Source organism: Gordonia hydrophobica NBRC 16057 (assembly GCF_001592365.1).
Classification (GTDB): Bacteria; Actinomycetota; Actinomycetes; order Mycobacteriales; family Mycobacteriaceae; genus Gordonia; species Gordonia hydrophobica.
Genome location: NZ_BCWU01000006.1, coordinates 1 through 24,459, shown reverse-complemented (window position 1 = coordinate 24,459; position 24,459 = coordinate 1). Strand labels below are relative to the sequence as shown.

General features: G+C 68.8%; 21 protein-coding genes. 20 read left to right on the top strand and 1 reads right to left on the bottom strand.

The features are described from left to right. Positions 1-12: 12 nt before the first annotated feature. The 10 genes from GH2_RS11180 (at position 13) to aroB (ending at position 11,485) form a co-directional block, all read left to right on the top strand. The gene (locus GH2_RS11180) at positions 13-1,332 is read left to right on the top strand and encodes a replication-associated recombination protein A (RefSeq protein ID WP_066168180.1); all 1,320 of its coding nucleotides are present in this window, start codon (positions 13-15) and stop codon (positions 1,330-1,332) included. Between the two features lie 63 nt (positions 1,333-1,395). Beyond that, positions 1,396-4,089, top strand: coding sequence for an alanine--tRNA ligase (gene alaS / locus GH2_RS11175; RefSeq protein ID WP_066168177.1), 2,694 nt, complete (start codon positions 1,396-1,398; stop codon positions 4,087-4,089). Then, positions 4,086-4,514 (top strand): Holliday junction resolvase RuvX, encoded by a 429-nt coding sequence (gene ruvX / locus GH2_RS11170; RefSeq protein WP_066167485.1) that lies wholly within the window; start codon positions 4,086-4,088, stop codon positions 4,512-4,514. Before alaS ends, ruvX begins: the two co-directional genes overlap by 4 nt. Before the next feature lie 30 nt (positions 4,515-4,544). After that, positions 4,545-6,440, top strand: coding sequence for an endolytic transglycosylase MltG (mltG, locus tag GH2_RS11165; RefSeq protein ID WP_066167483.1), 1,896 nt, complete (start codon positions 4,545-4,547; stop codon positions 6,438-6,440). Next, on the top strand, positions 6,431-7,261 hold the full coding sequence (locus tag GH2_RS11160; protein ID WP_066167478.1) for a shikimate dehydrogenase: 831 nt from the start codon (positions 6,431-6,433) through the stop codon (positions 7,259-7,261). Before mltG ends, GH2_RS11160 begins: the two co-directional genes overlap by 10 nt. 78 nt (positions 7,262-7,339) lie before the next feature. Further along, positions 7,340-7,735: an A24 family peptidase gene (locus GH2_RS11155; protein ID WP_066167475.1), complete on the top strand. Its 396-nt coding sequence runs from the start codon at positions 7,340-7,342 to the stop codon at positions 7,733-7,735. Positions 7,736-7,773: 38 nt separating this feature from the next. Then, the gene (locus tag GH2_RS11150) at positions 7,774-8,514 is read left to right on the top strand and encodes a DUF1906 domain-containing protein (RefSeq protein WP_066167472.1); all 741 of its coding nucleotides are present in this window, start codon (positions 7,774-7,776) and stop codon (positions 8,512-8,514) included. A gap of 40 nt (positions 8,515-8,554) precedes the next feature. Beyond that, complete coding sequence (gene aroC / locus GH2_RS11145) at positions 8,555-9,769, top strand: chorismate synthase (protein WP_066168174.1); 1,215 nt, start codon at positions 8,555-8,557, stop codon at positions 9,767-9,769. Positions 9,770-9,807: 38 nt separating this feature from the next. Beyond that, on the top strand, positions 9,808-10,308 hold the full coding sequence (locus GH2_RS11140) for a shikimate kinase (RefSeq protein WP_084247468.1): 501 nt from the start codon (positions 9,808-9,810) through the stop codon (positions 10,306-10,308). Between the two features lie 64 nt (positions 10,309-10,372). Next, on the top strand, positions 10,373-11,485 hold the full coding sequence (gene aroB / locus GH2_RS11135; RefSeq protein ID WP_066167466.1) for a 3-dehydroquinate synthase: 1,113 nt from the start codon (positions 10,373-10,375) through the stop codon (positions 11,483-11,485). Between the two features lie 946 nt (positions 11,486-12,431). Here aroB and GH2_RS11130 read toward each other — a convergent pair. Beyond that, positions 12,432-12,920 (bottom strand): B-4DMT family transporter, encoded by a 489-nt coding sequence (locus GH2_RS11130; protein WP_066167463.1) that lies wholly within the window; start codon positions 12,918-12,920, stop codon positions 12,432-12,434. 24 nt (positions 12,921-12,944) lie between these two features. On the opposite strand from GH2_RS11130, the gene GH2_RS11125 reads away from it, so the two are divergent. From GH2_RS11125 to pyrF, 10 genes are all read left to right on the top strand, one after another. Beyond that, entirely contained in the window at positions 12,945-14,123 is a 1,179-nt protein-coding gene (locus GH2_RS11125) for an aminopeptidase P family protein (protein ID WP_372434543.1), read from the top strand. A 39-nt stretch (positions 14,124-14,162) separates the two neighbouring features. Beyond that, positions 14,163-14,729, top strand: coding sequence for an elongation factor P (gene efp, locus GH2_RS11120; RefSeq protein WP_066167460.1), 567 nt, complete (start codon positions 14,163-14,165; stop codon positions 14,727-14,729). Positions 14,730-14,792: 63 nt separating this feature from the next. Further along, positions 14,793-15,242 carry a transcription antitermination factor NusB gene (gene nusB / locus GH2_RS11115; RefSeq protein WP_066167457.1) on the top strand — a complete coding sequence of 150 codons (450 nt, stop codon included), beginning with the start codon at positions 14,793-14,795 and terminating at the stop codon, positions 15,240-15,242. Between the two features lie 101 nt (positions 15,243-15,343). After that, a complete protein-coding gene (pyrR, locus tag GH2_RS11110) occupies positions 15,344-15,907 on the top strand; it encodes a bifunctional pyr operon transcriptional regulator/uracil phosphoribosyltransferase PyrR (protein ID WP_066167455.1) in 564 nt (187 codons plus the stop codon). Further along, on the top strand, positions 15,904-16,944 hold the full coding sequence (locus tag GH2_RS11105) for an aspartate carbamoyltransferase catalytic subunit (RefSeq protein ID WP_239588813.1): 1,041 nt from the start codon (positions 15,904-15,906) through the stop codon (positions 16,942-16,944). The genes pyrR and GH2_RS11105 overlap by 4 nt, the downstream gene beginning before the upstream one ends. Further along, the gene (locus GH2_RS11100) at positions 16,944-18,269 is read left to right on the top strand and encodes a dihydroorotase (protein WP_066167452.1); all 1,326 of its coding nucleotides are present in this window, start codon (positions 16,944-16,946) and stop codon (positions 18,267-18,269) included. Before GH2_RS11105 ends, GH2_RS11100 begins: the two co-directional genes overlap by 1 nt. Next, the gene (locus GH2_RS11095) at positions 18,266-18,847 is read left to right on the top strand and encodes a PH-like domain-containing protein (RefSeq protein WP_066168169.1); all 582 of its coding nucleotides are present in this window, start codon (positions 18,266-18,268) and stop codon (positions 18,845-18,847) included. The genes GH2_RS11100 and GH2_RS11095 overlap by 4 nt, the downstream gene beginning before the upstream one ends. Then, entirely contained in the window at positions 18,844-20,076 is a 1,233-nt protein-coding gene (carA, locus tag GH2_RS11090; RefSeq protein WP_066167449.1) for a glutamine-hydrolyzing carbamoyl-phosphate synthase small subunit, read from the top strand. The genes GH2_RS11095 and carA overlap by 4 nt, the downstream gene beginning before the upstream one ends. Continuing rightward, positions 20,076-23,405, top strand: a complete 3,330-nt coding sequence (carB, locus tag GH2_RS11085; protein WP_066167446.1) for a carbamoyl-phosphate synthase large subunit — start codon at positions 20,076-20,078, stop codon at positions 23,403-23,405. Before carA ends, carB begins: the two co-directional genes overlap by 1 nt. Then, positions 23,402-24,226, top strand: coding sequence for an orotidine-5'-phosphate decarboxylase (gene pyrF, locus GH2_RS11080; protein ID WP_066167443.1), 825 nt, complete (start codon positions 23,402-23,404; stop codon positions 24,224-24,226). The genes carB and pyrF overlap by 4 nt, the downstream gene beginning before the upstream one ends. Positions 24,227-24,459 lie beyond the last annotated feature (233 nt).

Sequence of the window (24,459 nt, the reverse complement as noted above, 5' to 3'; positions counted from 1 at the left end):
GGATCGACAGCAATGGGACCGACCGGCGAGCGCGGCCCGCGGCCGCCGCTCGCCGTCCGGATGCGTCCGCGGACGCTCGACGAGATCGTCGGACAGCAGCATCTGCTCGCCGAGCGCGCGCCGCTGCGCCGACTGATCGCCGGGTCCGGTGCGGCGTCGGTGATGCTCTACGGGCCGCCGGGAACGGGCAAGACGACCATGGCCTCGCTGATCAGTCAGGCCACCGGCGGCCGGTTCGAGGCGTTGTCAGCGCTCTCGTCCGGGGTCAAAGAAGTGCGCACGGTCATCGACATGGCCCGGCGGCGACTGGCGAACGGCCAGCAGACCGTGCTGTTCATCGACGAGGTGCATCGGTTCTCCAAGACCCAGCAGGACGCGCTGCTGGATGCGGTGGAGAACCGGATCGTGCTGCTCGTCGCCGCGACGACGGAGAACCCGTCGTTCTCGGTCGTCGCGCCGCTGCTCTCGCGGTCGCTCGTCCTGCATCTGCAGTCGCTGACCGACGACGACATCAAGGCGGTGATTGCGCGCGCCGTCGAGGATCCCCGGGGACTGGACGGCGCCGTCGCGCTGTCCGAGGAAGCCCTCGAGCACCTGGTCGCCGTCGCGGGCGGGGACGCGCGACGCGCGCTGACCGCACTGGAGGCCAGCGCCGACGCGGTGGCCGACGGCGACGAGATCGAGGTCGCCGACGTGGAGGCGGCGATCGACCGGGCGGCCGTCCGCTACGACCGTTCCGGCGATCAGCACTACGACGTGACGAGCGCGTTCATCAAGTCGATCCGCGGCTCCGACGTCGACGCCGCGGTCCACTATCTGGCGCGGATGATCTCGGCGGGGGAGGACCCGCGGTTCATCGCGCGCCGACTGATGATCCACGCGAGCGAGGACGTCGGCATGGCCGATCCGACCGCATTGCAGACGGCGGTCGCCGCCGCGCAGGTGGTGCAGATGGTCGGTATGCCGGAGGCGCGGCTGGCACTGACCCAGGCCACGATCCATCTCGCGACCGCACCGAAGTCCGGCGCGGTGACCTCCGCGCTCGGCTCGGCGCTGGCCGATGTCTCCGCGGGTCGGGCCGGGGCCGTGCCGCCCGCGCTGCGCGACGGTCACTACGCGGGCGCGCGCAAACTCGGCAACGCCGTGGGCTACCGATTCCCGCACGACCATCCCGACGGGGTACTGGCTCAGCAGTACCCGCCGGACGAGTTGGTCGGCGTCGACTACTACGACCCCACCGACCACGGATTCGAACGAGAACTGCAGCCGCGCGTCGGTCGGTTGCGCTCGATTGTGCGGGGTCTGACCGCGCGTACCCGCTCCCGCAAGTAGTACCGCGGTGGGCGTAAGCTTGACTGCTGATCAATGCCCACCTCGACAAAGGACATCGCCGCAGTGCAGACGCATGAAATCCGGAAGCGTTTCCTGGATCACTTCATCCGGGCCGGACACACTGAAGTGCCCAGCGCCTCGCTGATTCTCGACGATCCGAATCTGCTCTTCGTCAACGCAGGCATGGTGCCGTTCAAGCCGTACTTCCTGGGCGATCAGACACCCCCGTTCGAGCGTGCGACCAGTGTGCAGAAGTGCGTGCGCACGCTGGACATCGACGAGGTCGGCATCACCACCCGTCACAACACCTTCTTCCAGATGGCGGGCAACTTCTCGTTCGGCGACTACTTCAAGCGCGAGGCGATCACCTTCGCGTGGAAACTGCTGACCGATTCCGTCGAGGACGGCGGGTACGGCATGGATCCGACGCGCCTGTGGCCGACCGTGTACCTCGACGACGACGAGGCCGAGCGCATCTGGCGCGACGAGGTCGGTGTTCCGGCCGAGCGGATCCAGCGCCGCGGCATGGCGGACAACTACTGGTCGATGGGCGTCCCGGGACCGTGCGGTCCGTGCTCGGAGATCTTCTACGACCGCGGTCCCGAGTACGGCGTCGAGGGCGGCCCGGAGGCCGACGAGGACCGCTACATCGAGATCTGGAACCTCGTGTTCATGCAGAACGAGCGCGGTGAGGGCACATCGAAGGACGACTACGAGATCCTCGGTCCGCTGCCGAAGAAGAACATCGACACCGGTATGGGCATCGAACGCGTGGCCTGCCTGCTCCAGGGCGTGGAGAACGTGTACGAGACCGACCTGATGAAGCCGATCATCGATCTGACGGCGCTGCTCACCGGCCGCGGCTACGGTGCGGGCAACCACGACGACGACGTCCGCTTCCGAGTGGTCGCCGACCATGCGCGGACCGCGGCCATGCTCATCGGCGACGGCGTGGTCCCGTCCAACGACGGCCGCGGCTACGTGCTGCGTCGACTGCTGCGCCGCATCGTGCGCTCCATTCGATTGCTCGACGCGGGGAACGGGTCGGAGGCTCGCCGCAACGGCGACGCGGCCATGGAGCCGATCATCGCCGCGGTGATCGACGTGATGGCGCCGTCGTATCCGGAACTCGCCGAGCAGCGCGCGCACATCCTGTCGGTCGCGGTGGCGGAGGAGACGACGTTCTCCCGCACGCTGGCCGCCGGTTCCAAGCTCTTCGACGACGCCGCCGACGCCACCAAGAAGGCGGGCAGCACGTCGATCAGCGGCTCCGACGCGTTCACGCTGCACGACACGTACGGGTTCCCGATCGATCTGACCCTCGAGATGGCGGCGGAGGCCGGACTGGCCGTCGACCGCGACGGATTTGCCGAACTCATGAGCGAGCAGCGTCAGCGCGCAAAGGCCGATGCGCGGTCGCGCAAGTCCGCGCACGCCGACCACCACGTGTACCGCGAGTTCCTCGATCGCGGCGAGACCGAGTTCACCGGGTTCACCGAGTTGGTGTCCGAGGCCCGCGTCCTGGGTCTGGTCTCGAACGGCGAGCGGGTCCGGTCGGCGGCGCCGGGCACCGAGCTGGAGCTGATCCTGGATCGCAGCCCGCTGTACGCGGAGTCCGGCGGGCAGATGGCCGACCACGGCACCGTCACCACCAGCGACGGCGTCCGCCTGCGCGTCAACGACGTGCAGAAGGTCGGCAAGAAGGTCTGGCTGCACAAGGTGGTCGTCGACGAGGGCGAGATCGTCGAGGGCGATCAGGTCCTGGCGTCGGTCGACGCGGGCTGGCGGCACGGTGCGACGCAGGGACACTCCGGCACGCACATGGTGCACGCCGCGCTGCGCCAGGTGCTCGGACCGACGGCGACGCAGGCGGGATCACTGAATCGTCCGGGGTACCTGCGCTTCGACTTCCACTCCGGTACCGGGTTGACCGACGCGCAGCGGACCGAGATCGAGCAGATCGCGAACGAAGCGGTGGAGGCCGACTATGCGGTCAACACCTTCGAGACCGACCTGGTCAAGGCGAAGGCGATGGGCGCCATGGCGTTGTTCGGCGAGAACTACGGCGACCAGGTGCGGGTCGTCGAGATCGGGGGACCGTTCTCCATGGAGCTGTGCGGCGGCACCCACGTCGCGAGCTCGGCCCAGATCGGCCCGATCACCGTGATCGGCGAATCGTCGGTCGGCTCGGGAACTCGCCGCGTGGAGGCGTACGTCGGCATGGACTCGTTCCGGTACCTGTCGCGCGAGCGCGCCCTGATGGCCGGGCTCGCCGCGTCGCTCAAGGTGCCGTCGGAGGACGTTCCCGATCGCGTCGAGCAGCTGGTCCTCAAGTTGAAGGAAGCGGAGAAGACCGTGGAGGCGCTGCGCGCCGAGCAGGCGCGGGCCGCGGTCGCCGGACTGATTGACGACGGCGTGACAGTCGGCGACACGCTGGTCGTCGCGGCGCGCGTCGCGGACGGGGTGGACGCCAACGGGCTGCGCGGACTGGTCACCGACCTGCGGGGCAGGATCGCCGACCGCAATGCGGTGATCGCGCTGTTCTCGGCCGGCGACGGCAAGGTTCCCTTCGCCATCGGCACCACCGACGCCGCGCGCGGTGCAGGCATCAAGGCGGGGGATCTGGTGCGCGAGGTGGCCCCGCTCGTCGCCGGTCGCGGCGGCGGCAAGCCCGACCTCGCGCAAGGCTCCGGCTCCGATGCGAGCGGCGTCGACGCCGCCTTGGCTCGCCTCCGCGAGGTGATCGGCGCACGGTGATCACTCCGCGCGGACGGCGAGTGGCTGTCGACGTCGGGAGTGTCCGCGTCGGCGTGGCGGTCTGTGATCCCGACGGGATCCTCGCCACGCCGGTGGAGACCATCCGACGAGCCAAGGACGGATCGGACATCGCACGTCTGGCCGAGATCATCACCGAGTACGAGGCGATCGGCGTCGTGATCGGCCTGCCCCGCACTCTGCGGGGTGAGGAGGGCTCCGCATCGCGAGCAGCCCGGTACTTCGGCAGGCAGTTGGCAGCTGAACTCGACGACCTGTCGATCGAGTTCTACGACGAGAGATTGACCACGGTCACTGCGACGCAAGCGTTGCGTGCGTCAGGAGTGAAAGCCATTCACGCGCGCGCCGTTGTGGATCAAGCGGCGGCGGTCGCTATCCTTCAGGGATGGCTGGACGCGCAGCGATGAGCCACGCCACAACGAGGAGGAGTTTCCCACGTGTCTGATCAGGACGACCCGCGCAGTGATCGCGCAGGCGGCCGGCAGCCCGCCGAGGGCGACGAACGACGCCGCTATTTCGCGGAGTCGATGGGCGCCGGACAGTCGGGCAACCGGCACCGGCGGCGTCGCGCACCGGGCGATCCGACGACGACGGGCAGCATTCCGATCGTTCGCGTCGGCGACTCGCTGCCGGATCCGACGATCGAATACCGGACGCCGGAGCGACCCGAAGGCGAGGCGTCGCCCTACTTCCAGGTGCGGTACCGGCCGACCGAGGTGCAAGGGCTGAGCTTCACCGAGCCGCGCACCTCGCCGTACGCGAGCGAGCCGCCGACAGTGGTCAACCCGCCTGCTCGACACGCATCGCCGCAGCCGCCGGAGCCCACCGCGCCGCCCGCTCCGACTGCCCAGACCCCACCTGCCCAGACCCCACCTGCTCAGACCCCACCTGCTCAGACCCCGCCGGTGCCGCCCCCGCCGCCGCAGACACCGCCGGCGGCACCGGAACCGACCGGGTTGTTCGACATCCTCGATGCGACCCACGAAGAACCGACAGCCACGGCGCCCGCACCGGCATGGGACACCGAGATCACCGATCCACGGCTCCGGGTGGGCAGGCGCGATGAGCCTGCCGATCGGGGCCACGCCGCGCCGGCCTACATTCCCCCCGCAGCTCCCACAGACGCGCCCGCAGACGCCGCGGCAGATGACGTCGTCGAACCCGATGCCGAGGAGTTCGAGCGGGCGATGCCCGCGCGCAAGCGCAATCGCAAGGCGCTGCTCGCCGTTCTCGTGATCATCGTGGTCGCCGTGCTGGTGCTCTCGGGGGTTGCGCTCAAGGCCCTCGGCGTCTTCGATTCGACCACCGACTACGACAGTTCCGTCGGTCACGGCTCGGCGCTGGTGCAGGTGGCCAGCGACTCGTCGATCCGCGAGATCGGCGACACCCTCGCCGACGCGGGCGTGGTCGGTAGCCGCAAGGCGTTCGTCAACGCCACCGGCAACGACACCGTCTCGGCGGGCTTCTATCGACTCCCCAAGGGCATCTCCGCGGCCGCCGCCGTCGAGAAGATGCAGGGCGACGCGAACCGTGTGGGCTTCATGGTGCTGCCCGAGGGCCGACAGCTCGACTCGAAGGAGGGTGCGGACGGCAAGACCACGCCCGGTGTCTTCCAGATGATCGCCGACGCCACCGCGGTGAAGACCGACGACGCGTCGTACGGGGTCACCGTCGACGAGCTGGTGAAAGCCGCCGACGACGCGACGGCCGACCAGCTTGGCATTCCGTCGTGGGCGCGGGAGACGTTCGAGAAGCTCGGCAGCGATCACCGACGCATCGAAGGACTGATCGCCTCGGGCGCCTGGGAGAACATCGATCCCCGCGCCAGCGCGACAGAGATCCTGCGGACGTTGATCACACAGTCGGCGCAGCGGTTCACCGTGTGGGGTCTGGAGTCGGAGAACACGACCGGGCTCACGCCGTACCAGATCCTGGTGACGGCCTCGATCGTCGAGCGAGAGGCCCGCTTGGAAGAGGACTTCCCGAAGGTCTCCCGAGTGATCCTCAATCGCCTGAAGGTCAATCAGCTGCTGCAGATGGACTCCACGGCCAACTACACGGCAAACATTCAGAACATCGATCTGGGCGGCGCCGCGTACAAGGACGAGAACGCCTGGAACACCTACCAGCACAAGGGACTTCCCATCACACCGATCGGTGCGGTGGGTGAGCGGGCGTTGACCGCGACCACCAACCCGGCCGACGGCAACTGGCTGTACTTCGTGACGGTGAACAAGGACGGGAAGACGCTCTTCTCGCGGTCGTTCGAGCAGCACAAGAAGAACCGTCAGGTGGCGTGCGAGAACAAGCTCCTCGTCACCGGATGCGAATGACCGGGACGACACCGCGCAAGGCGGCGGTGCTCGGCTCGCCGGTGGCGCACTCCAAGTCGCCGACCCTGCATCGGGCGGCGTACGACGCCCTCGGTCTGGACGGCTGGACGTACGACGCGATCGAGACCGACGCCGACCAGTTGGCCGAGCGGGTGCGAGCTGCGGGCCCGGAGTGGGTCGGCTTCTCGGTCACCATGCCGGGCAAGTTGGCGGCGCTGGCCTTCGCCGACGAACGCACACAGCGGGCCGAGCTGATCGGGTCGGCGAACACTCTGGTGCGGATCGACGGCGGGTGGCGCGCCGACTGCACCGACGTCGACGGGATGGCCGGTGCACTCGCGGAAGCCGACGTTCCCTCCCACGCCGCTCGTGCGGTACTGATCGGCGCGGGCGGAACTGCCCTGCCGACGATCGCGGCACTGGCCGACGCCGGGATCACCGACGTCTCGATCGTCGCCCGCAACGCGGCGCGCGCCGGCGGCGTGTGTGACCTCGCGGATCGCTTAGGCGTCCGGGTGGAGGTCATCGACTTCGAGGTCGGCGACGTGCTGGCGCAGGCCTGTGCCGACGCCGATGTCACGGTCTCCACGGTGCCTGCGACGGCAGCGGCCGCACTGGTGCCGTCGGTCGTCGCCAGTCGTCGTCTGATCGACGTGATCTACGACCCGTGGCCCACACCGCTCGCCGCGGCGGTCGCCGACGCAGGCGGAACGGTGGTCGGTGGCCTGGTCATGCTGTTGAATCAGGCGTACAGCCAGGTGGAGCAGTTCACCGGAAAGCCCGCGCCGAAGGAGGCGATGGCGGCCGCGCTCGGCGGCTGACCTGCGCTCTGCCTCCCTAACGCAGACCTGTGGATTGCCGGATTGCGGAACCGTCGCACACGGCGGAGGCTGCAGGGCATGATGGCCGCAGGCGTGCTCGTGCTCTGGTCCGTCCTGGTTGCGATGATCGATCACCGTACCGGTCGGATACCGAACCGCCTGGTGATGCCCGCGGTGGCCGGCACGATCGGTGTCGCGGTGCTGCTCCCGACGGTCGGCCTGTCCGCGGCGGCGTTGACCGTGCCGTACGTCGTGGCCTTCGCCGTGCGCGCGGTCGGCGGGGGAGATGTGAAGCTGGCCGTCCCCTGTGGCGGGATGCTCGCCGACCCGGCCCTGGCGCTCGTCGCCGCGGGGGCGGCCGCGGTGGCCACGCTGGTGGTGTGCGCGGTGACGAAACGATCGCGACATCCGCACGGGCCTGCTCTGGTGGGGTCGACTGTGTTACTAATGATGCTCAAGTGGCAGGTGGTGTAGCAGAGTGCTGTCTGCGTCGACGAAGGGCTGACGACCGGATGACCGTGACGCGCAGAGCATTCCTGACCGGCACCGCAGGGGCCGCCGTGGCGGGCCTCACCGCACTGACCGTCCCCGGACGTGCGGCGGCGGTCGGCTCGTCCGACCTGCCGCCGAGCGCAGCGCACACCGACTTCGGCACCCTGCTGGACTACTCCGCGAAACCGCCTTCGGCGGCGGCCATCGCGGACGCGGGCTTCACCGGCGTGATCCGCTACGTCTCCCAGCGGCGCCCCGGCGCCGAGTGGATGCTCGGCAAACCCTTCACGAAGGCCGAAGCCGACGCGCTGCGAGCCGCGGGTCGGTCCATCGTCTCGTGCTATCAGTACGGCAGGGCGGAGACCGCCGACTGGCTCGGCGGATTCGCCGCGGGCGTCGAGCACGCGCGCCGCGGGGTGGAGATTCACGCGGCCGCAGGCGGGCCGCCGACCGCGCCGATCTACGCGTCGATCGATGACGACCCGAGCGAGCTGGCGATCCTCACGCAGGTCATCCCGTACCTGTTCGGCTGGCGGTCGGTGGTCGGTGCGGCACGCGTCGGCGTCTACGCGAACGCGCCGACCATTCAGACGGTGTCGTCGCTGGGGGCGGCGTCGTGGTTCTGGCAGCACAACTGGGGTACCCCGGCGAACTACGTGCATCCCTCCGCTCACCTGCAACAACTCCGTGGTCAGCGGACGGTGGGCGGCACGCAGGTGGACCTCAACACTATTCACAAACCCGCGTACGGGCAGTGGTGAGCAGGGAGGTCGTCCCTGCCTGTGCTCTTCGCCGGGGCTTCTGGAACAATTGTTCCTTGTGTTGCGCTGGATAACTGCCGGAGAATCCCATGGACCGGCCCTGGTGGCCCTTGTCGAGGGCATGGTCGCCGGTGTGGAGATCACCTCGTCCGATATCGCCGAGCAGCTTGCTCGACGTCGTCTCGGCTACGGCCGCGGCGCCCGCATGAAGTTCGAGGCCGACAAGGTGACCATGGTGGGCGGCGTCCGTCACGGCCTCACCATGGGCGGCCCGGTCGCGGTGGAGATCGGGAACACCGAATGGCCGAAGTGGGAGCAGGTCATGGCGGCCGACCCCGTCGACGCCGAGGAACTCGAGGGCAGCGCACGGAATGCGGCCCTCACGCGTCCCCGCCCCGGGCACGCCGACTACTCGGGGATGCTCAAGTACGGCTTCGACGACGCCCGACCGGTCCTCGAACGAGCGAGCGCGCGGGAGACCGCGGCGCGCGTCACCGCCGGCACCGTCGCCCGGAACTTCCTGCGTCAGGTCTTCGGCATCGAGGTGGTCTCGCATGTGATCTCGATCGGCGCCAGCGACCCGTACACCGGTCCACCGCCCCGCTACAGCGACCTCGACGCGATCGATGCCAGCCCGGTCCGCGCGTTCAGCAAGGACGCCGAGCAGTCGATGATCGACGAGATCGAGGCGGCCAAGCGCGACGGTGACACCCTCGGCGGTGTGGTCGAGGTGATCGTGACCGGCGTGCCCGTCGGCCTCGGATCGCATGTCAGCGGCGAGACCCGGCTGGACGCGCGCCTGGCCGGCGCCCTGATGGGCATTCAGGCGATCAAGGGCGTCGAGGTCGGCGACGGCTTCGAGACCGCGCGACGCCGCGGCAGCCAGGCCCACGACGAGATGGTGCCCGGCGCCGACGGCGTGCTGCGCTCCACCAATCGCGCGGGAGGCCTCGAAGGCGGCATGACCAACGGCGAAGACCTCCGCGTCCGCGCCGCGATGAAGCCGATCTCCACCGTGCCGCGCGCCCTGTCGACCGTGGACATGACCACCGGCGAGCCGGCCACCGCCATTCACCAGCGCAGCGACGTCTGTGCCGTCCCGGCCGCGGGCGTCGTCGCCGAGGCGATGGTCGCCCTGGTGGTGGCGCAGGCCGCCCTGGAGAAGTTCGGCGGCGACTCGGCCCGCGAGACGGCGGCCAACCTGCGCAACTACCTCGACGTCGTCGAAGCACGACCGCCGCACCCGGCATCGTGACCGCCAGCCGTCGCCCCGTCGCCGTCCTCGTCGGTCCGATGGGTGCGGGGAAGTCGACGATCGGCGCGGCGCTCGCCGCCCGGTTCCAGGTGGCGCTGTGCGACACCGACGACGAGATCGAGCGTCGGTCGGGGCGAAGCATTCCGCAGATCTTCGCCGACGACGGTGAGGCCGCCTTCCGCGCCCTGGAGGCGGACGTCGTGGCCGACGTGATCGCCTCGCACGATGGCGTGGTGTCGCTCGGGGGCGGCGCGGTGATGACTGAAGCAGTCCGGGGGGTGCTCACCGAGCAGGCTGTCGTGTACCTCGAGATCGGTCCGACAGCGGGTTTCGCGCGAGTCGCGCATTCCAACCGGCCCCTGCTCGCCGCCCCCGACCCGGCGGCACGGTATGCGGATCTGCTGGCGCAGCGCGCCCCGACCTATCGCGCCGTGGCCGCGGTGGTGGTGAATGCCGACCGCGACCCCCGGATGGTCGTCGACGACATCGTCGCCCGTCTCGCCGACGTGCCGAGCGACTCCAGTGACCAGACCCAGTGACCGACAACCCGGCGAGACATGTGCGCAGGGCAGTGGCAAGTGAGAGTGCGAGGAGTGATCAGGCATGACTGAACCGGTGAAGGTCGCGGTCCGGGCCGCGAGTCCCTACGAGGTGACCATCGGTCGCGGTCTGCTCGACGACGTCGCGGCAGCCGCCAGGGGTGCCGACCACATCACGATCATCTATCAGCCGACGCTGAAGGCGACAGCCGAACAGATTCGGGAATACCTGGAGGGCAAGGGTTTCGACGCGCACCGCGTGGAGATCCCCGACGCCGAAGAGGGCAAGGACCTGTCGGTCGCCGCATTCTGCTGGGAGGTCTTCGGCCGGATCGGCATGGGCCGTAACGACAAGGTCATCAGCCTCGGCGGCGGTGCGGCCACCGACCTGGCGGGCTTCGCGGCCGCGACGTGGATGCGCGGGATCGGCGTGATCCATGTGCCGACCACGCTGCTGGCGATGGTCGACGCCGCGGTCGGCGGTAAGACCGGAATCAACACGGATGCGGGCAAGAACCTCGTCGGCTCGTTCCACGAGCCGGACGCGGTTCTCGTCGACCTCGCAACGCTGGAGTCGGTGCCGCGCAACGAGGTGGTGTCGGGGCTGGCCGAGGTCATCAAGACCGGCTTCATCGCCGATCCGGAGATCCTCGACATCATCGAAGCCGACCCGGAGGCCGCGCTCGACGCGTCCGGCACCGTGCTTCCCGAACTGATCCGCCGGTCGGTCCAGGTGAAGGCGGACGTGGTGTCGGCCGATCTGAAGGAGTCCTCGCTGCGCGAGATCCTCAATTACGGTCACACGCTCGGCCACGCGATCGAGCGGCGTGAGCAGTACAAGTGGCGGCACGGCGCGGCCGTGGCCGTCGGCATGGTGTTCGCCGCAGAACTGGCACGGCTCGCCGGCCGCCTCGACGACGCGACCGCCGACCGGCACCGCACCGTCCTCGAACTGGTCGGACTGCCGACGAGCTACGACGAGGACGCGCTGTCAGACCTGCTCAAGACCATGGCGGGGGACAAGAAGAACCGTTCGGGCATGCTCCGATTCGTCGTCCTCGACGGTCTGGGAACCCCGGGTCGGCTGGAGGCCCCGGACCCCTCGCTCATCGCCGCGGCCTACTCGGCGATCGCTACCCGCGCGAAGCCCAGCAGCGGCGGCCCCATCATGCTGTGACGCGGAGCGGTGGTCGTCGTCCCTACGTTGGTCGAGTGCTGCCTGCGAGCGGAGCGGAGGTCGTCGTCCCTACGTTGGTCGAGTGCTGCGTGCGAGCGGAGCGGAGGTCGTCGTCCCTACGTTGGTCGAGTGCAGCACGCAGTTTATCGAGACCGTCGTGAGTTCCGCTGGAATCGCGTGCCTTCCGCCGCCACCGTGTGGTGATCTCGGCAGTGCTCCAACGGATCGTGAGCCGCCGCCTCTGCGGCGGGTGGCGGTGGTCGTCGGGGAGGCCTCGTCCGACTGATCCCAGCTGAGAACTGCCGGCTCAGCCGCTCCCGACGGAACATTGCCGCCGGAGGGGGCTGAGCAAGCAGTTCTTAGCACCATGTGACAGTAGGCGGTGCGCGGCGCGGCGATATCAGATCGAACACAGGCCTCGCGCGAGGCCGCGTCAGTTCGTTCTTCCTACGCTCTCGTGACCGCGAAGTGGTGCGTGGGTGTTGCCGGGTTAAAGGCCAAAATGCGTGTACAGATCCGCCGATTTCTGCCGCCTGACCTCGAGTGATGGTAGGTCGAACATGCTTTCAAAGCACGTTCGGTGTCAGGTCCTCGGAATTCCCCATCGTGTGGTGTATGCGGTCGCAAGCTCGTCACGAACGGAACCACCAGATCGACCCAGGTTGGTGCTCGATGGCCCCAAATTCCAATCCTGGTGCCCGCTGATCGCCTTCGACGACACCCCGGCTGTCAACTGACCGCCACCACGCCGACGCCGCCCGCGGAATCATCACCAACTTCGGCTCCCGAACCCGCTGTTGAAGGTGGGTTCGGGAGCCGAAGTTTCGCGTCAGTCTGTCGGCCCAGGCCATACACACATTTTGGCCTTTAACCAGTGTTGCCGCATTCACCCGAAAACGCCTCGGGCCGGGAACACCAGTTCCCGGCCCGAGGCGTTGGTGGCTTCCTACGCTGTCGCCAACTGCTGCGTCTGCGCTTCCGCGGCTTCGTCGGCGGCCCGCTCGGCCTTGCGCTGATCGCGGCGCACGAACATCCGGCCGAGGCTGACGCCGAAGAATGCGGGCAGATAGACGATCAAGGTGATGAACGAGACGCCTGCGGTCATCTCGATCCAGAATGCGGCCTGACCCAGACCGTTGAGCCAGAAGGTGCCGAGGATCCAGCACACCAGGCACGACACGACGCCGGCGAACACGCCGACCTTCAGCCAGCGGATGGTGAGATCCTCGTAGTCGTCGGGGTCCGGATGCGCGCGGGCGTCCCGGATACCGTCGAGGCCACCCCAGATCACCGCGACCAGGACGACGGCGATGATCGACAGCCACCGACCGACGGGAGAGGACAGCGGTGCGTTGATGACCACGACACCCAGAACGATTCGGGCCGCGATGTGCACAATCGACATCACGACGCCACGCAGAAGCCACGAACTCATGGGAGCACCATACCGGGGAGGAACATGTTCAACAACGCTGACATGCAGAAAGGCGACGCAACGATGCAGCAGAACTACCCGACGGCCGAGCGACGGGCCCGTCTCACCGAAGTGCTGACGCAGCTTCCGGAGTCCGAGCGGGTCGACGCTATTCTGGTGTCGAACCTGGTCAACGTGCGTTACCTCACAGGATTCACCGGGAGCAACGGGTCGGTCATCGTCTGGTCGGACGTCGCCGACCGCGGCGACGACGCCGTCGCGACCGACGGCAGATACACGGCACAGATAGGGGAGCAGGCGCCCGATCTGCTCGCCGTCATCGACCGCGACACCCCGCCCGCACTGCTCTCGTTCGCCGCCGACGTTCGGGCAACTGCGGGCGCCCCCGGTCTGCGCCTCGGGGTCGAGGCCCACACCATGACCATCGCGGGGTTCGCCGCGTTGCGCACGGTCGCGGACGAGCGCGGTGTGGAATTGGTGCCCTTGACCGACACGGTGGAGCGGTTGCGGGAGGTGAAGGACGCCGGGGAAGTGGACTCCATCACGTCTGCCTGCGCGATCGCCGACGATGCGCTCGCCGCCCTGATCGATCGCGGCGGTATCGCTCCCGGCCGGACCGAACGCGAGGTGGCACGCGATCTGGAGTGGGAGATGTTCGCTCGGGGCGCCGATGCGATCGCCTTCGAGACGATCGTCGCCGCAGGCGCGAACTCGGCGATCCCGCACCACCGACCGACGGACGCCGCCCTGCAGGTCTCCGACCTGGTCAAGATGGATTTCGGGGCGGTGCGCGGCGGGTATCATTCCGATATGACGCGCACCTTCGTGCTCGGCGAGCCGCACGACTGGCAGCGGGAGATCTACGACATCGTCGAGGCCGCCCAGCGGGCGGGTCGTGAGGCGCTGATCGCGGGCGCCGATCTGGCTGCGGTGGACGCGGCGGCGCGGACGGTGATCGCCGACGCCGGCTACGGGCAGTACTACGTGCACGGTCTCGGCCACGGTGTGGGCCTGCAGATCCACGAGCGTCCGGGAATCGGGGCCGCTGCGAGCGGTACACTGCCTGACGGCGCAACGGTCACCGTCGAGCCGGGGATCTACCTTCCGGGACGCGGTGGCGTGCGGATCGAAGACACGTTGGTCGTCACCGATGCGCGACCGCGCTTGCTGACGACCACACCCAAGGCGTTCCGCGTCTTGTAGACCGACCGACAGACATCGACTCACGAGGAGTACACACATATGGCGTCGACCGCCGACTTCAAGAACGGACTCGTCCTCAAGATGGAGGGCGACCAGCTCTGGCAGATCCTGGAGTTCCAGCACGTGAAGCCGGGCAAGGGCCCCGCCTTCGTGCGCACCAAGATCAAGAACGTCGTCTCCGGCAAGATCGTCGACAAGACCTTCAACGCCGGCGTCAAGGTGGAGACCGCGACCGTCGACCGTCGCGACATGACCTACCTGTACAACGACGGATCCGACTACGTCTTCATGGATGGCGAGACCTACGACCAGCTCAACATCACCCCGGAGATGGTCGGCGAGGGCGCGCAGTTCCTCCTCGAGAACATGACCGTCCAGGTCTCGATGCACGAAGGTGTACCGCTGCAGGTGGAGCTCCCGGTCTCGGTCGAGCTCGTCGTCAAGCACACCGATCCCGGACTGCAGGGCGACCGCTCCACCGGCGGCAACAAGCCCGCCACCCTCGAGACCGGCGCCGAGGTGCAGGTTCCGCTGTTCATCAACACCGGCGACACCCTGAAGATCGACACCCGCAACGGCGCCTACCTCAGCCGCATCAACAACTGACTGTCAGCCACCGCGTGTCAGCGGTGACCGGTCGCCCGACCCCCGAAAGCCCCAGAGAAGCACGTGAAGAAGCTCGGTACTCGCCATAAGGCGCGCAAGCGCGCGGTGGACCTGCTGTTCGAGGCGGAAGCCAAGAACATCGAGGCCACCAAGCTGATCGCCGAACGGCGAGAGATCTACCCCACCGACGACAGCGTCGGCACGATGTATGAGTACACCGTGCGCGTCGTCGAAGGCGTCACGGCCGACGCCGCCCAGGTGGATGCGGTGATCTCGTCGCATCTGGAGAACTGGAAACTGCATCGCCTCCCGGCGGTCGACCGCGCGATCCTGCGATTGGCCGTCTGGGAGCTGCTGTACGCGAACGACGTCGACATCGACGTGGTGCTCGACGAGGCCGTCGAGCTCGCGAAGGAGCTCTCGACGGACGAGTCGCCCGCGTTCGTCAACGGGGTGCTCGGCAAGGTGGCCGAACTGGCACCTCAAGTCCGCGCGGCCGCATCCGCGGAGTAGACTCGCCTCAGCGCAGCAGGCTTCTCCTCGGTCGCAGCTAACTGAAGAATCGAAGATTTTCCTTTAACGACCCGTCCCGTGAGGCGGAGAAGGAGGTCGACTTGGCATCGCCAGTCGATGGCGCGCGCCCACAGCGCGTGCTGCTTGACGCGTCTGACGTCAGCCGCACGGTGGCCCGCATGGCTCATCAGGTCATCGAGAAGACCGCACTCGACGGTGACGGCGCGCAGCGCGTGGTCCTCATCGGGATTCCGACCCGCGGCACCTCGCTCGCGCGCCGACTGGCCGCCCGGATCGCCGACTTCTCCGGGGTCGACGTGCCCACCGGCTACCTCGACATCACCCTGTATCGCGACGACCTCCGCGACAAACCGCATCGCCCGCTGGAACGGACCCTCGTCCCCGAAGGCGGCGTCGACGGCGCTCTCGTCATCCTCGTCGACGACGTCCTGTTCTCCGGCCGCACGATCCGCGCCGCGCTCGACGCCCTCCGCGACCTCGGCAGGCCGGCCGCCGTGCAACTGGCCGTGCTCGTGGACCGCGGGCACCGCGAACTTCCGCTGCGAGCCGACTACGTCGGCAAGAACGTGCCCACCTCCCGCGATGAGGACGTGCAGGTCCACCTGGTGGAACACGACGGCGTGGATGAGGTGGTGCTCCGATGAAACACCTGCTCGCCGCAGCCGATCTGACGCGTGACGACGCCCTCGACATCCTCGACGAGGCCCAGCGTTTCGAGCAGGCGCTCGCCGGCCGCGAGGTCCGCAAGCTGCCGACCCTCCGCGGGCGGACCGTCATGACGGTCTTTTACGAGAACTCCACCCGCACCCGCGTCTCGTTCGAGGTCGCCGCCAAGTGGATGAGCGCCGACGCGATCAACGTGAGCGCGTCCAGCTCGTCGGTGAACAAGGGCGAATCGCTGCGGGACACCGCGAAGACGTTGCGCGCCATCGGCGCCGACGCCCTCATCCTGCGCCATCCCGCATCGGGTGCCGCGTCGCAGATCGCCCGGTGGACCAACGACGGCACTGACGTGACAGGCCTGCCGACCACCGGTCCGTCGGTGATCAACGCGGGCGACGGCACGCACGAGCATCCGACGCAGGCGCTGCTTGATGCCTACACCATCCGTCAGCGGCTCGGCGGTCTGGAAGGCCGCAGCGTGGCGATCGTCGGCGACATCCTGCATTCGCGCGTCGCCCGGTCCAATGCGCGGCTGCTCGCCACCCTCGGCGCCGACGTGGTCCTCGTCGCACCGCCGACGCTGCTTCCGACCGGGGTGGAGACCTGGCCGGTCCGGGTCGCGACCGATCTGGATGCCGAACTCCCGGCCGCCGACGCCGTGATGATGCTGCGCGTTCAGGCCGAGCGCATGAGCGGCGGATTCTTCCCGAGCACCCGCGAGTACTCGGTCCGGTACGGACTGTCCGACACCCGAATGGCGATGCTTCCCGAGCACGCCGTGATCTTGCATCCGGGTCCCATGCTGCGCGGCATGGAGATCGGCTACCGCGTCGCCGACACGCCGCAGGCGAGCGTGCTCGAACAGGTCCGCAACGGCGTCCACGTGCGGATGGCGGTCCTGTTCCGCCTGATCGCGGGCGCCGAGGGCGATTCCGCGCCCGCCCATCACGCTCCTGTGCAGAACGCTCCTGACCACGACGCCGCCCAACCAACCACCGACTCTCGAGGAGAGAAGTAGTGCCCGTCACCCGCTCGGTCCTGATCAGACACGTCCGACCTTACGGTGAGGGTGATCCGGTGGATGTGGCCGTCGTCGACGGTGAGATCACCGAGATCGGCGTCGACCTGACCGCGCCGGAGGGCGCCGCGACCCTCGACGGTCGCGGCGGCATTCTGCTTCCCGGATTCGTCGATCTGCACACCCACTTGCGCGAGCCCGGGCGTGAGGACACCGAAACGGTCGATTCCGGATCCCGCGCGGCGGCACGCGGCGGTTACACGGCCGTGTTCGCGATGGCCAACACCGCGCCCGTCGCCGACAACGCCGCGATCACCGACCACGTCTGGCGAATGGGCCAGGAGGTCGGCCTCGTCGACGTCCACCCGGTCGGCGCCGTGACCGTCGGACTCGAGGGCGAACAACTGGCCGAGATGGGCATGATGGCCGCCGGCGTCGCGCAGGTGAAGCTGTTCAGCGACGACGGCAAATGCGTCCACGATCCAGTGATCATGAAACGCGCACTCGAGTACTCGAAGGGTCTCGGCGTGCTGATCTCCCAGCATTCCGAGGACCCTCGGCTGACCGTCGGTGCGGTGGCCCACGACGGTCCCACGGCCGCGCGGCTGGGGCTTGCGGGCTGGCCGCGCGCCGCCGAGGAGTCGATCGTCGTGCGCGATGCGCTGTTGGCGCGCGACGCCGGCGCCCGGGTCCACATCGCGCACGCATCCACGGCGGGCACCGTCGAACTCCTCAAATGGGCCCACGGGCAGGGGATCGCGATCACCGCCGAGGTGACGCCGCACCACCTGCTGCTCGACGACTCGCGTCTGGAGTCCTACGACGGCGTGAACCGGGTCAACCCCCCGCTGCGCGAGGAGAGCGACAAACTGGCACTGCGCGCCGCGCTCGCGGAGGGGGTCATCGACTGCGTCGCGACCGACCACGCACCGCACGCCGCACAGGAGAAGTGCTGCGAGTTCTCGCAGGCGCGCCCGGGCATGCTCGGGCTGGAGACGGCGGTGTCGATCATCGTCGAGACGATGGTCGAGCCGGGCCTGCTGGACTGGCGCGGGGTGGCCCGAGTCATGAGCGAACGGCCCGCACAGATCGTCGGCCTCGACGATCAGGGACGACCGATCGCGGTCGGTGAGCCGGCGAACCTGACGATCATCGATCCCGATCGGAGTTGGACGGTGCGGGGCGACCACCTCGCCAGCCGGTCCGCGAACACGCCGTTCGAGGAGATGACGCTGCCGGGCGTCGTCACGGCCACGCTGCTGCGCGGCACGGTGACCGCCGAGCGCACCGCGTCGAGCAGCGACGAGCCGGGAGAGTGGGCATGAGCGGCTGGGCGTACAACCTGATCATCGCCGTCGGCGCCTTCGCGGTGTGGCTGCTTCTGGTGACCCTCGTGGTGCGCGGATGGCGCAACCGCGGCCGCCGCCAGGCCGACGTGATCGGCACGCTGCCGCAGGCCCCGGCCGAGTTGGGCGAGGCCCTGCGCGGTCCGCACACCGGCCTGTACGTCGGCAGCACGATGGCGCCGAGCTGGCAGAACCGCGTCGCCGTCGGCGATTTCGGCGATCGGGCGACGGCACGGTTGACCGGGTACGCCGCGGGCATCCTGATGGAACGGACGGGTGCGTCGACGATCTGGATCCCCGAGGAGTCCATCGCGGCCGTCCGCACCGAGCGGGGGCTGGCGGGCAAGGTGATGAGCCGCGACGGGGTCCTGGTGGTCCGGTGGAGGCTGCCCTCCGGCACGGAGATCGACTCCGGTCTGCGCGCCGACGACAAGACCGCCTATCCGGAGTGGGTGCAGGCCTACACCGAGGTCACTGAGAAGACTATCCGCGCCCTCGAGAGCGCGGACCACGATGATGCCGGCACCGACGAGACTGATGAGAAGGACGACAAATGAGTAGAGCGGTAATGGTGCTGGAGAACGGCCAGGTCTTCACCGGCCGAGCCTTCGGGGCAACCGGACAGACGTTGGGCGAGGCGGTCTTCTGCACCGCGATGACCGGATATCAGGAGACCCTCACCGACCCGAGCTACCACCGGCAGATCCTGGTGGCCACCGCGCCGCAGATCGGCAACACCGGGTGGAACACCGAGGACAGTGAGAGCCTGCTCGGCAAGCGCTCCGCCGTGCGCTGGGTGCCGGGAACGCAGGCGAACGAGCCCTATCAGAAGTGGTCGGCGGACTTCGTCGACCATCGGGATCCGGGCAAGATCTGGGTTGCCGGCTACGCGGTCCGCAACCCCACCCGCCGCGTCTCCAACTGGCGTGCGGGGTCGTCGCTGGAGGACGAGATGATCGGCCAGAACGTGGTCGGCATCGCGGGCATCGACACGCGGGCGGTGGTGCGCGTCCTGCGCGACAGCGGCGCCATGCGGGCGGGAATCTTCTCCGGCGACGCGCTCGGCACCGTCGACGAGATGCTCGAGACCGTCCGATCGCAGCCGTCGATGGCGGGCGCCGACCTCGCCGCCGAGGTCAGCACCACCGAGCCCTACATCGTCGAGGCCGCGGGCGGGCAGGCCAAGTTCACCGTGGCCGCGCTCGACCTCGGCATCAAGGCGAACACGCCCCGCATGCTGGCGGCGCGCGGTGTCGAGGTGCACGTGCTGCCGAGCACGGCCACGTATGACGACATCCGCGCACTCAACGTCGACGGCTTCTTCCTCTCGAACGGCCCCGGCGACCCGGTCACGACCGACCGCGTCGTCGGGCTGACGAGCGAGGTGATCGACGCCGGGCTGCCGATGTTCGGTATCTGCTTCGGCAACCAGATCCTGGGTCGTGCGCTGGGCCGCAGCACGTACAAGCTGAAGTTCGGGCACCGCGGCATCAACATTCCGGTGCTCGACACCCGGACCGGCCGGGTCGCGATCACCGCGCAGAACCACGGCTTCGCGCTGGAAGGCGAGGCGGGCGAGGAGTTCGACACCGACCTCGGCCGCGCCCGCGTCTCGCACGTCTGCGCCAACGACGGCGTCGTGGAGGGCGTGGAGCTGATCTCCGGCAAGGCGTTCTCCGTGCAGTACCACCCGGAGGCCGCGTCCGGCCCGCACGACGCCGCCAACCTCTTCGACAAGTTCGTCCACGTCATGGAAACCTCAGCGATGGAAGGGAACCGTTCCTGATGCCCCGCCGTACAGATCTCTCCCACGTCCTGGTGATCGGGTCCGGCCCGATCGTCATCGGCCAGGCCTGCGAGTTCGACTACTCGGGCACCCAGGCATGCCGCGTCCTCAAGGCAGAGGGCCTGCGGGTCTCCCTGGTCAACTCCAATCCGGCGACGATCATGACCGACCCGGAGTTCGCCGACGCCACGTACATCGAGCCGATCACCCCGGAGTACATCGAGAAGGTGATCGCGACCGAGGCGGCCGCCGGTCATCCGATCGACGCCGTCCTCGCGACGCTCGGCGGGCAGACCGCGCTCAATGCGGCCGTCGGCCTGCACGAAGAGGGCATCCTCACCAAGTACGGCATCGAGCTGATCGGCGCCGACTTCGACGCCATCCAGCGCGGTGAGGACCGCCAGATGTTCAAGGACATCGTCGACAAGGTGGGCGGCGAGAGCGCGCGGTCGGCGGTCTGCCACACCATGGACGAGGTGCACCAGACCGTGGCCGAACTCGGTTTCCCGGTGGTCGTGCGGCCGTCGTTCACCATGGGCGGGCTCGGCTCGGGCATGGCCTACGACAACGACGACCTCGAGCGCATCGCAGGCGGCGGACTTGCCGCGTCCCCGACCGCGAACGTCCTGATCGAGGAGTCGATCCTCGGCTGGAAGGAGTTCGAGCTGGAACTGATGCGCGACAACAAGGACAACGTCGTCGTCATCTGCTCCATCGAGAACGTGGACCCGGTCGGCGTGCACACCGGCGACTCGATCACCGTCGCCCCCGCTATGACCCTGACCGACCGCGAGTACCAGGTCATGCGCGACCTCTCGATCGCGATCATCCGCGAGGTCGGCGTCGACACGGGCGGCTGCAACATCCAGTTCGCGCAAGACCCGCGCGACGGCCGCATGGTCGTCATCGAGATGAACCCGCGGGTGTCGCGGTCGTCGGCTCTGGCGTCCAAGGCGACGGGCTACCCGATCGCCAAGATGGCGGCCAAGCTGGCCATCGGCTACTCGCTCGACGAGATCACCAACGACATCACCAAGGAAACGCCCGCCGCCTTCGAGCCCGCGCTCGACTACGTGGTGGTCAAGGCTCCGCGGTTCGCCTTCGAGAAGTTCCCCGGTGCCGACGACACCCTCACCACCACCATGAAGTCGGTGGGCGAGGCGATGAGCCTGGGCCGCAGCTACGCCGAAGCCTTCGGCAAGGTGATGCGTTCGCTGGAGACCAAGGCCGCGGGCTTCTGGACCGAGGCCGATCGTCCGGATCCGGCGACCGTCGACGTCGACGCACTCCTGCAGGAGATCTCCGTCGCGAAGGACGGCCGCATGTACCAGATCATGCTGCTGCTGGAAGCCGGCGCCACCATCGAGCAGATCTACGAGGCCACGGCGATCGATCCGTGGTTCCTCGCGGAGCTCGACGGCATCCGCGCCGTCGGTCATCAGGTCCGCGACGCCGATGTCCTCGACGAGGAGCTGCTGCGCGACGCGAAGAGCACCGGCCTCTCCGATCGGCAGATCGCCGCACTCCGCGGCACCGACGAGGAGGCCATCCGCACCCGTCGCATCGAGCTGAACGTGCACCCGGTGTTCAAGACCGTCGACACCTGTGCCGCCGAGTTCGAGGCCAAGACGCCGTACCACTACAGCAGCTACGAGCTCGATCCCGCCGCGACCAGTGAGGTCGCGCCGCAGACCGAACGCCCCAAGGTCTTGATCCTGGGGTCGGGGCCGAACCGCATCGGGCAGGGCATCGAGTTCGACTACTCCTGCGTCCATGCGGCGATGACGCTGTCGGAGGCCGGGTACGAGACCGTCATGGTCAACTGCAACCCGGAGACCGTCTCGACGGACTACGACACCGCCGACCGCCTGTACTTCGAGCCGCTGACCTTCGAGGACGTCCTCGAGGTGTACCGCGCGGAGTCCATCTCGGGCACGGTCGCCGGGATCATCGTCCAACTGGGCGGCCAGACCCCGCTCGGTCTCGCTGAACGCCTGGAGGCCGCGGGGGTGCCGATCGTCGGCACCAGTCCGGCGGCGATCGACCTGGCCGAGGACCGCGGCGAGTTCGGCAAGGTCCTCACCGCCGCCGATCTGCCCGCACCCAAGTTCGGGACCGCCACGACCTTCGAAGGCGCCCGCGACATCGCGTCGGACATCGGTTACCCGGTCCTGGTGCGGCCGTCGTACGTCCTCGGCGGACGCGGCATGCAGATCGTGTACGACGAGCAGGGACTCGCCGACTACATCGCTCACGCCACGGAGATCTCCGACGACCGGCCCGTGCTCGTCGACCGGTTCCTCGAGGGCGCGGTCGAGATCGACGTCGACGCCCTCTGCGACGGAGACGAGGTCTACATCGGCGGGATCATGGAGCACATCGAGGAGGCGGGCATCCATTCCGGCGACTCGGCGTGCGCACTGCCGCCGATCACCCTGGGATCGGACGTGCTCGAACGGGTGCGGGTCTCGACCACCGCGCTGGCGAAGGGCCTCGGCGTCCGCGGCCTGATGAACGTGCAGTACGCGCTCGCGAACGACGTCCTCTACGTGCTGGAGGCCAATCCGCGCGCGAGCCGCACGGTGCCGTTCGTCTCCAAGGCCACCGCCGTCCAGCTCGCGAAGGCCTGCGCGCGGGTGATGCTCGGTCGCACCATCGCCGAACTGCGCAGCGAGGGGATCCTGCCGGCGACGGGCGACGGATCCACGGCGCCCAGCACTGCGCCCGTGGCGGTCAAGGAGGCGGTGCTTCCGTTCAACCGCTTCCGGCTGGCAGATGGCACCGGCGTCGACGCGCTGCTGAGCCCCGAGATGAAGTCGACCGGCGAGGTGATGGGCCTGGACGCCGACTTCGGGCGCGCCTTCGCCAAGTCGCAGGCCGGTGCCGGGGGTGCGCTGCCGGTCTCCGGAACGGTGTTCGTCTCGGTGGCCGACCGCGACAAGGCGTCGATCATCTCGCCGATCAAGCGCCTCGCCGATCTGGGCTTCCGAGTCCTGGCCACCGGCGGAACCGCGGACGTGCTCCGTCGGAACGGCATCGAGGTGCAGACGGTGCGCAAGTACTTCGAAGCCGGCGAGGGGGAGAAGACGGTCATCGACGCGATCCGCGGTCGCGAGGTCGACCTCATCATCAACACGCCGTTCGGCACCGCCGGACCGCGCGTCGACGGGTACGAGATCCGCGCCGCCGCGATCGCGGCGACCGTGCCGTTCATCACCACCGTGCAGGGCGCTGGCGCGGCGATCCAGGGCATCGAAGCGGCGCTGAACGCGACCATGGGCGTCCGTTCCCTCCAACGCTGGCAGTCCGAACTCAAGGCCGCACAGTGAGCGAGGCGACCTTCGCGGAGCGGTATCGCGCGGTCGTCGCCGAGCGGGGACGACTGTGTGCGGGCATCGATCCGCACACGGCGCTGCTGGAGCAGTGGGGTCTTCCGGTCTCGGTCGACGGTCTCCGCGCGTTCGCCGACGCGGCGGTCGCCGGACTGGCGCCCATCGCTGCGGTCATCAAACCGCAGGTGGCGTTCTTCGAGGTCTTCGGCTCGGCGGGCTACGCCGTGCTGGAGGAGGTGATCGCCGGCTGTCGTGCGGCAGGCGCCTTGGTCCTCGCCGATGCCAAGCGCGGCGACATCGGCTCCACCATGGCTGCGTACACCGGGGCGTGGCTCGACGACGCGTCCCCGCTCTGCTCCGACGCGGTCACCGCCTCGCCGTACCTGGGCTTCGGCTCCCTGAGCCCGGCGCTCACACTGGCGAAGGAGACCGGTCGGGGCGTGTTCACCCTCGCCCGGACGTCGAATCCGGAGGGCGGCGACGTACAGACCGCGCAGGCGGGCGGGCGGACGGTCGCGCAGTCGATCGTCGACGCCGCGGCCGCAGTGAACGCAGACGGTTCCGGCACCGTCGGGGTGGTCGTGGGGGCGACGCGCGAGCACGGTCTGGACCTGTCGGCGCTGGCGGGTCCGGTGCTCTCGCCGGGCCTCGGCGCACAGGGCGCCACCGCCGCGGACCTCGCCCGGATCTTCGAGGGGGCAGACCTGGCGTGGCTGCTCCCCGCAGCCAGTCGGAGCATCCTGCGAGCGGGCCCGGACGTCGCGGCGCTCGCGGCCGCCGCCGGCGCCACCCGCGACGGGATAGAGGCGGCGCTGTAGCGGTTGCGGCGGTCTCGATTCTCGTCGTCGCTCGCTGCGCTCGCGTCGGCGAACTCGACCAGCGTGGGGTGGGGTCTTTTCACGTTGGTCGACTGCGGAGCCTTCTTCACGTTGGTCGACTGCGGCGTCTTCTCCACGTTGGTCGTGTGCGGGGTCTTCTCCACGTTGGTCGACCGCGGAGCCCTCTCCACGTTGGTCGAGTGCCGCCCGGGAGCGTAGCGAGTGGGCGGTGT

Bases quoted from the DNA above. Each gene is read 5' to 3' on its own strand.
- GH2_RS11160 (WP_066167478.1), top strand. From the start codon at position 6,431: ATGCGAATGACCGGGACGACACCGCGCAAGGCGGCGGTGCTCGGCTCG.
- GH2_RS11180 (WP_066168180.1), top strand. From the start codon at position 13: ATGGGACCGACCGGCGAGCGCGGCCCGCGGCCGCCGCTCGCCGTCCGG.
- GH2_RS11155 (WP_066167475.1), top strand. From the start codon at position 7,340: ATGATGGCCGCAGGCGTGCTCGTGCTCTGGTCCGTCCTGGTTGCGATG.
- GH2_RS11130 (WP_066167463.1), bottom strand. From the start codon at position 12,920: ATGAGTTCGTGGCTTCTGCGTGGCGTCGTGATGTCGATTGTGCACATC.
- GH2_RS11140 (WP_084247468.1), top strand. From the start codon at position 9,808: ATGGGTGCGGGGAAGTCGACGATCGGCGCGGCGCTCGCCGCCCGGTTC.
- GH2_RS11125 (WP_372434543.1), top strand. From the start codon at position 12,945: ATGTTCAACAACGCTGACATGCAGAAAGGCGACGCAACGATGCAGCAG.
- carB (WP_066167446.1), top strand. From the start codon at position 20,076: ATGCCCCGCCGTACAGATCTCTCCCACGTCCTGGTGATCGGGTCCGGC.
- carA (WP_066167449.1), top strand. From the start codon at position 18,844: ATGAGTAGAGCGGTAATGGTGCTGGAGAACGGCCAGGTCTTCACCGGC.
- efp (WP_066167460.1), top strand. From the start codon at position 14,163: ATGGCGTCGACCGCCGACTTCAAGAACGGACTCGTCCTCAAGATGGAG.
- GH2_RS11150 (WP_066167472.1), top strand. From the start codon at position 7,774: ATGACCGTGACGCGCAGAGCATTCCTGACCGGCACCGCAGGGGCCGCC.
- GH2_RS11105 (WP_239588813.1), top strand. From the start codon at position 15,904: ATGAAACACCTGCTCGCCGCAGCCGATCTGACGCGTGACGACGCCCTC.
- GH2_RS11095 (WP_066168169.1), top strand. From the start codon at position 18,266: ATGAGCGGCTGGGCGTACAACCTGATCATCGCCGTCGGCGCCTTCGCG.
- aroB (WP_066167466.1), top strand. From the start codon at position 10,373: ATGACTGAACCGGTGAAGGTCGCGGTCCGGGCCGCGAGTCCCTACGAG.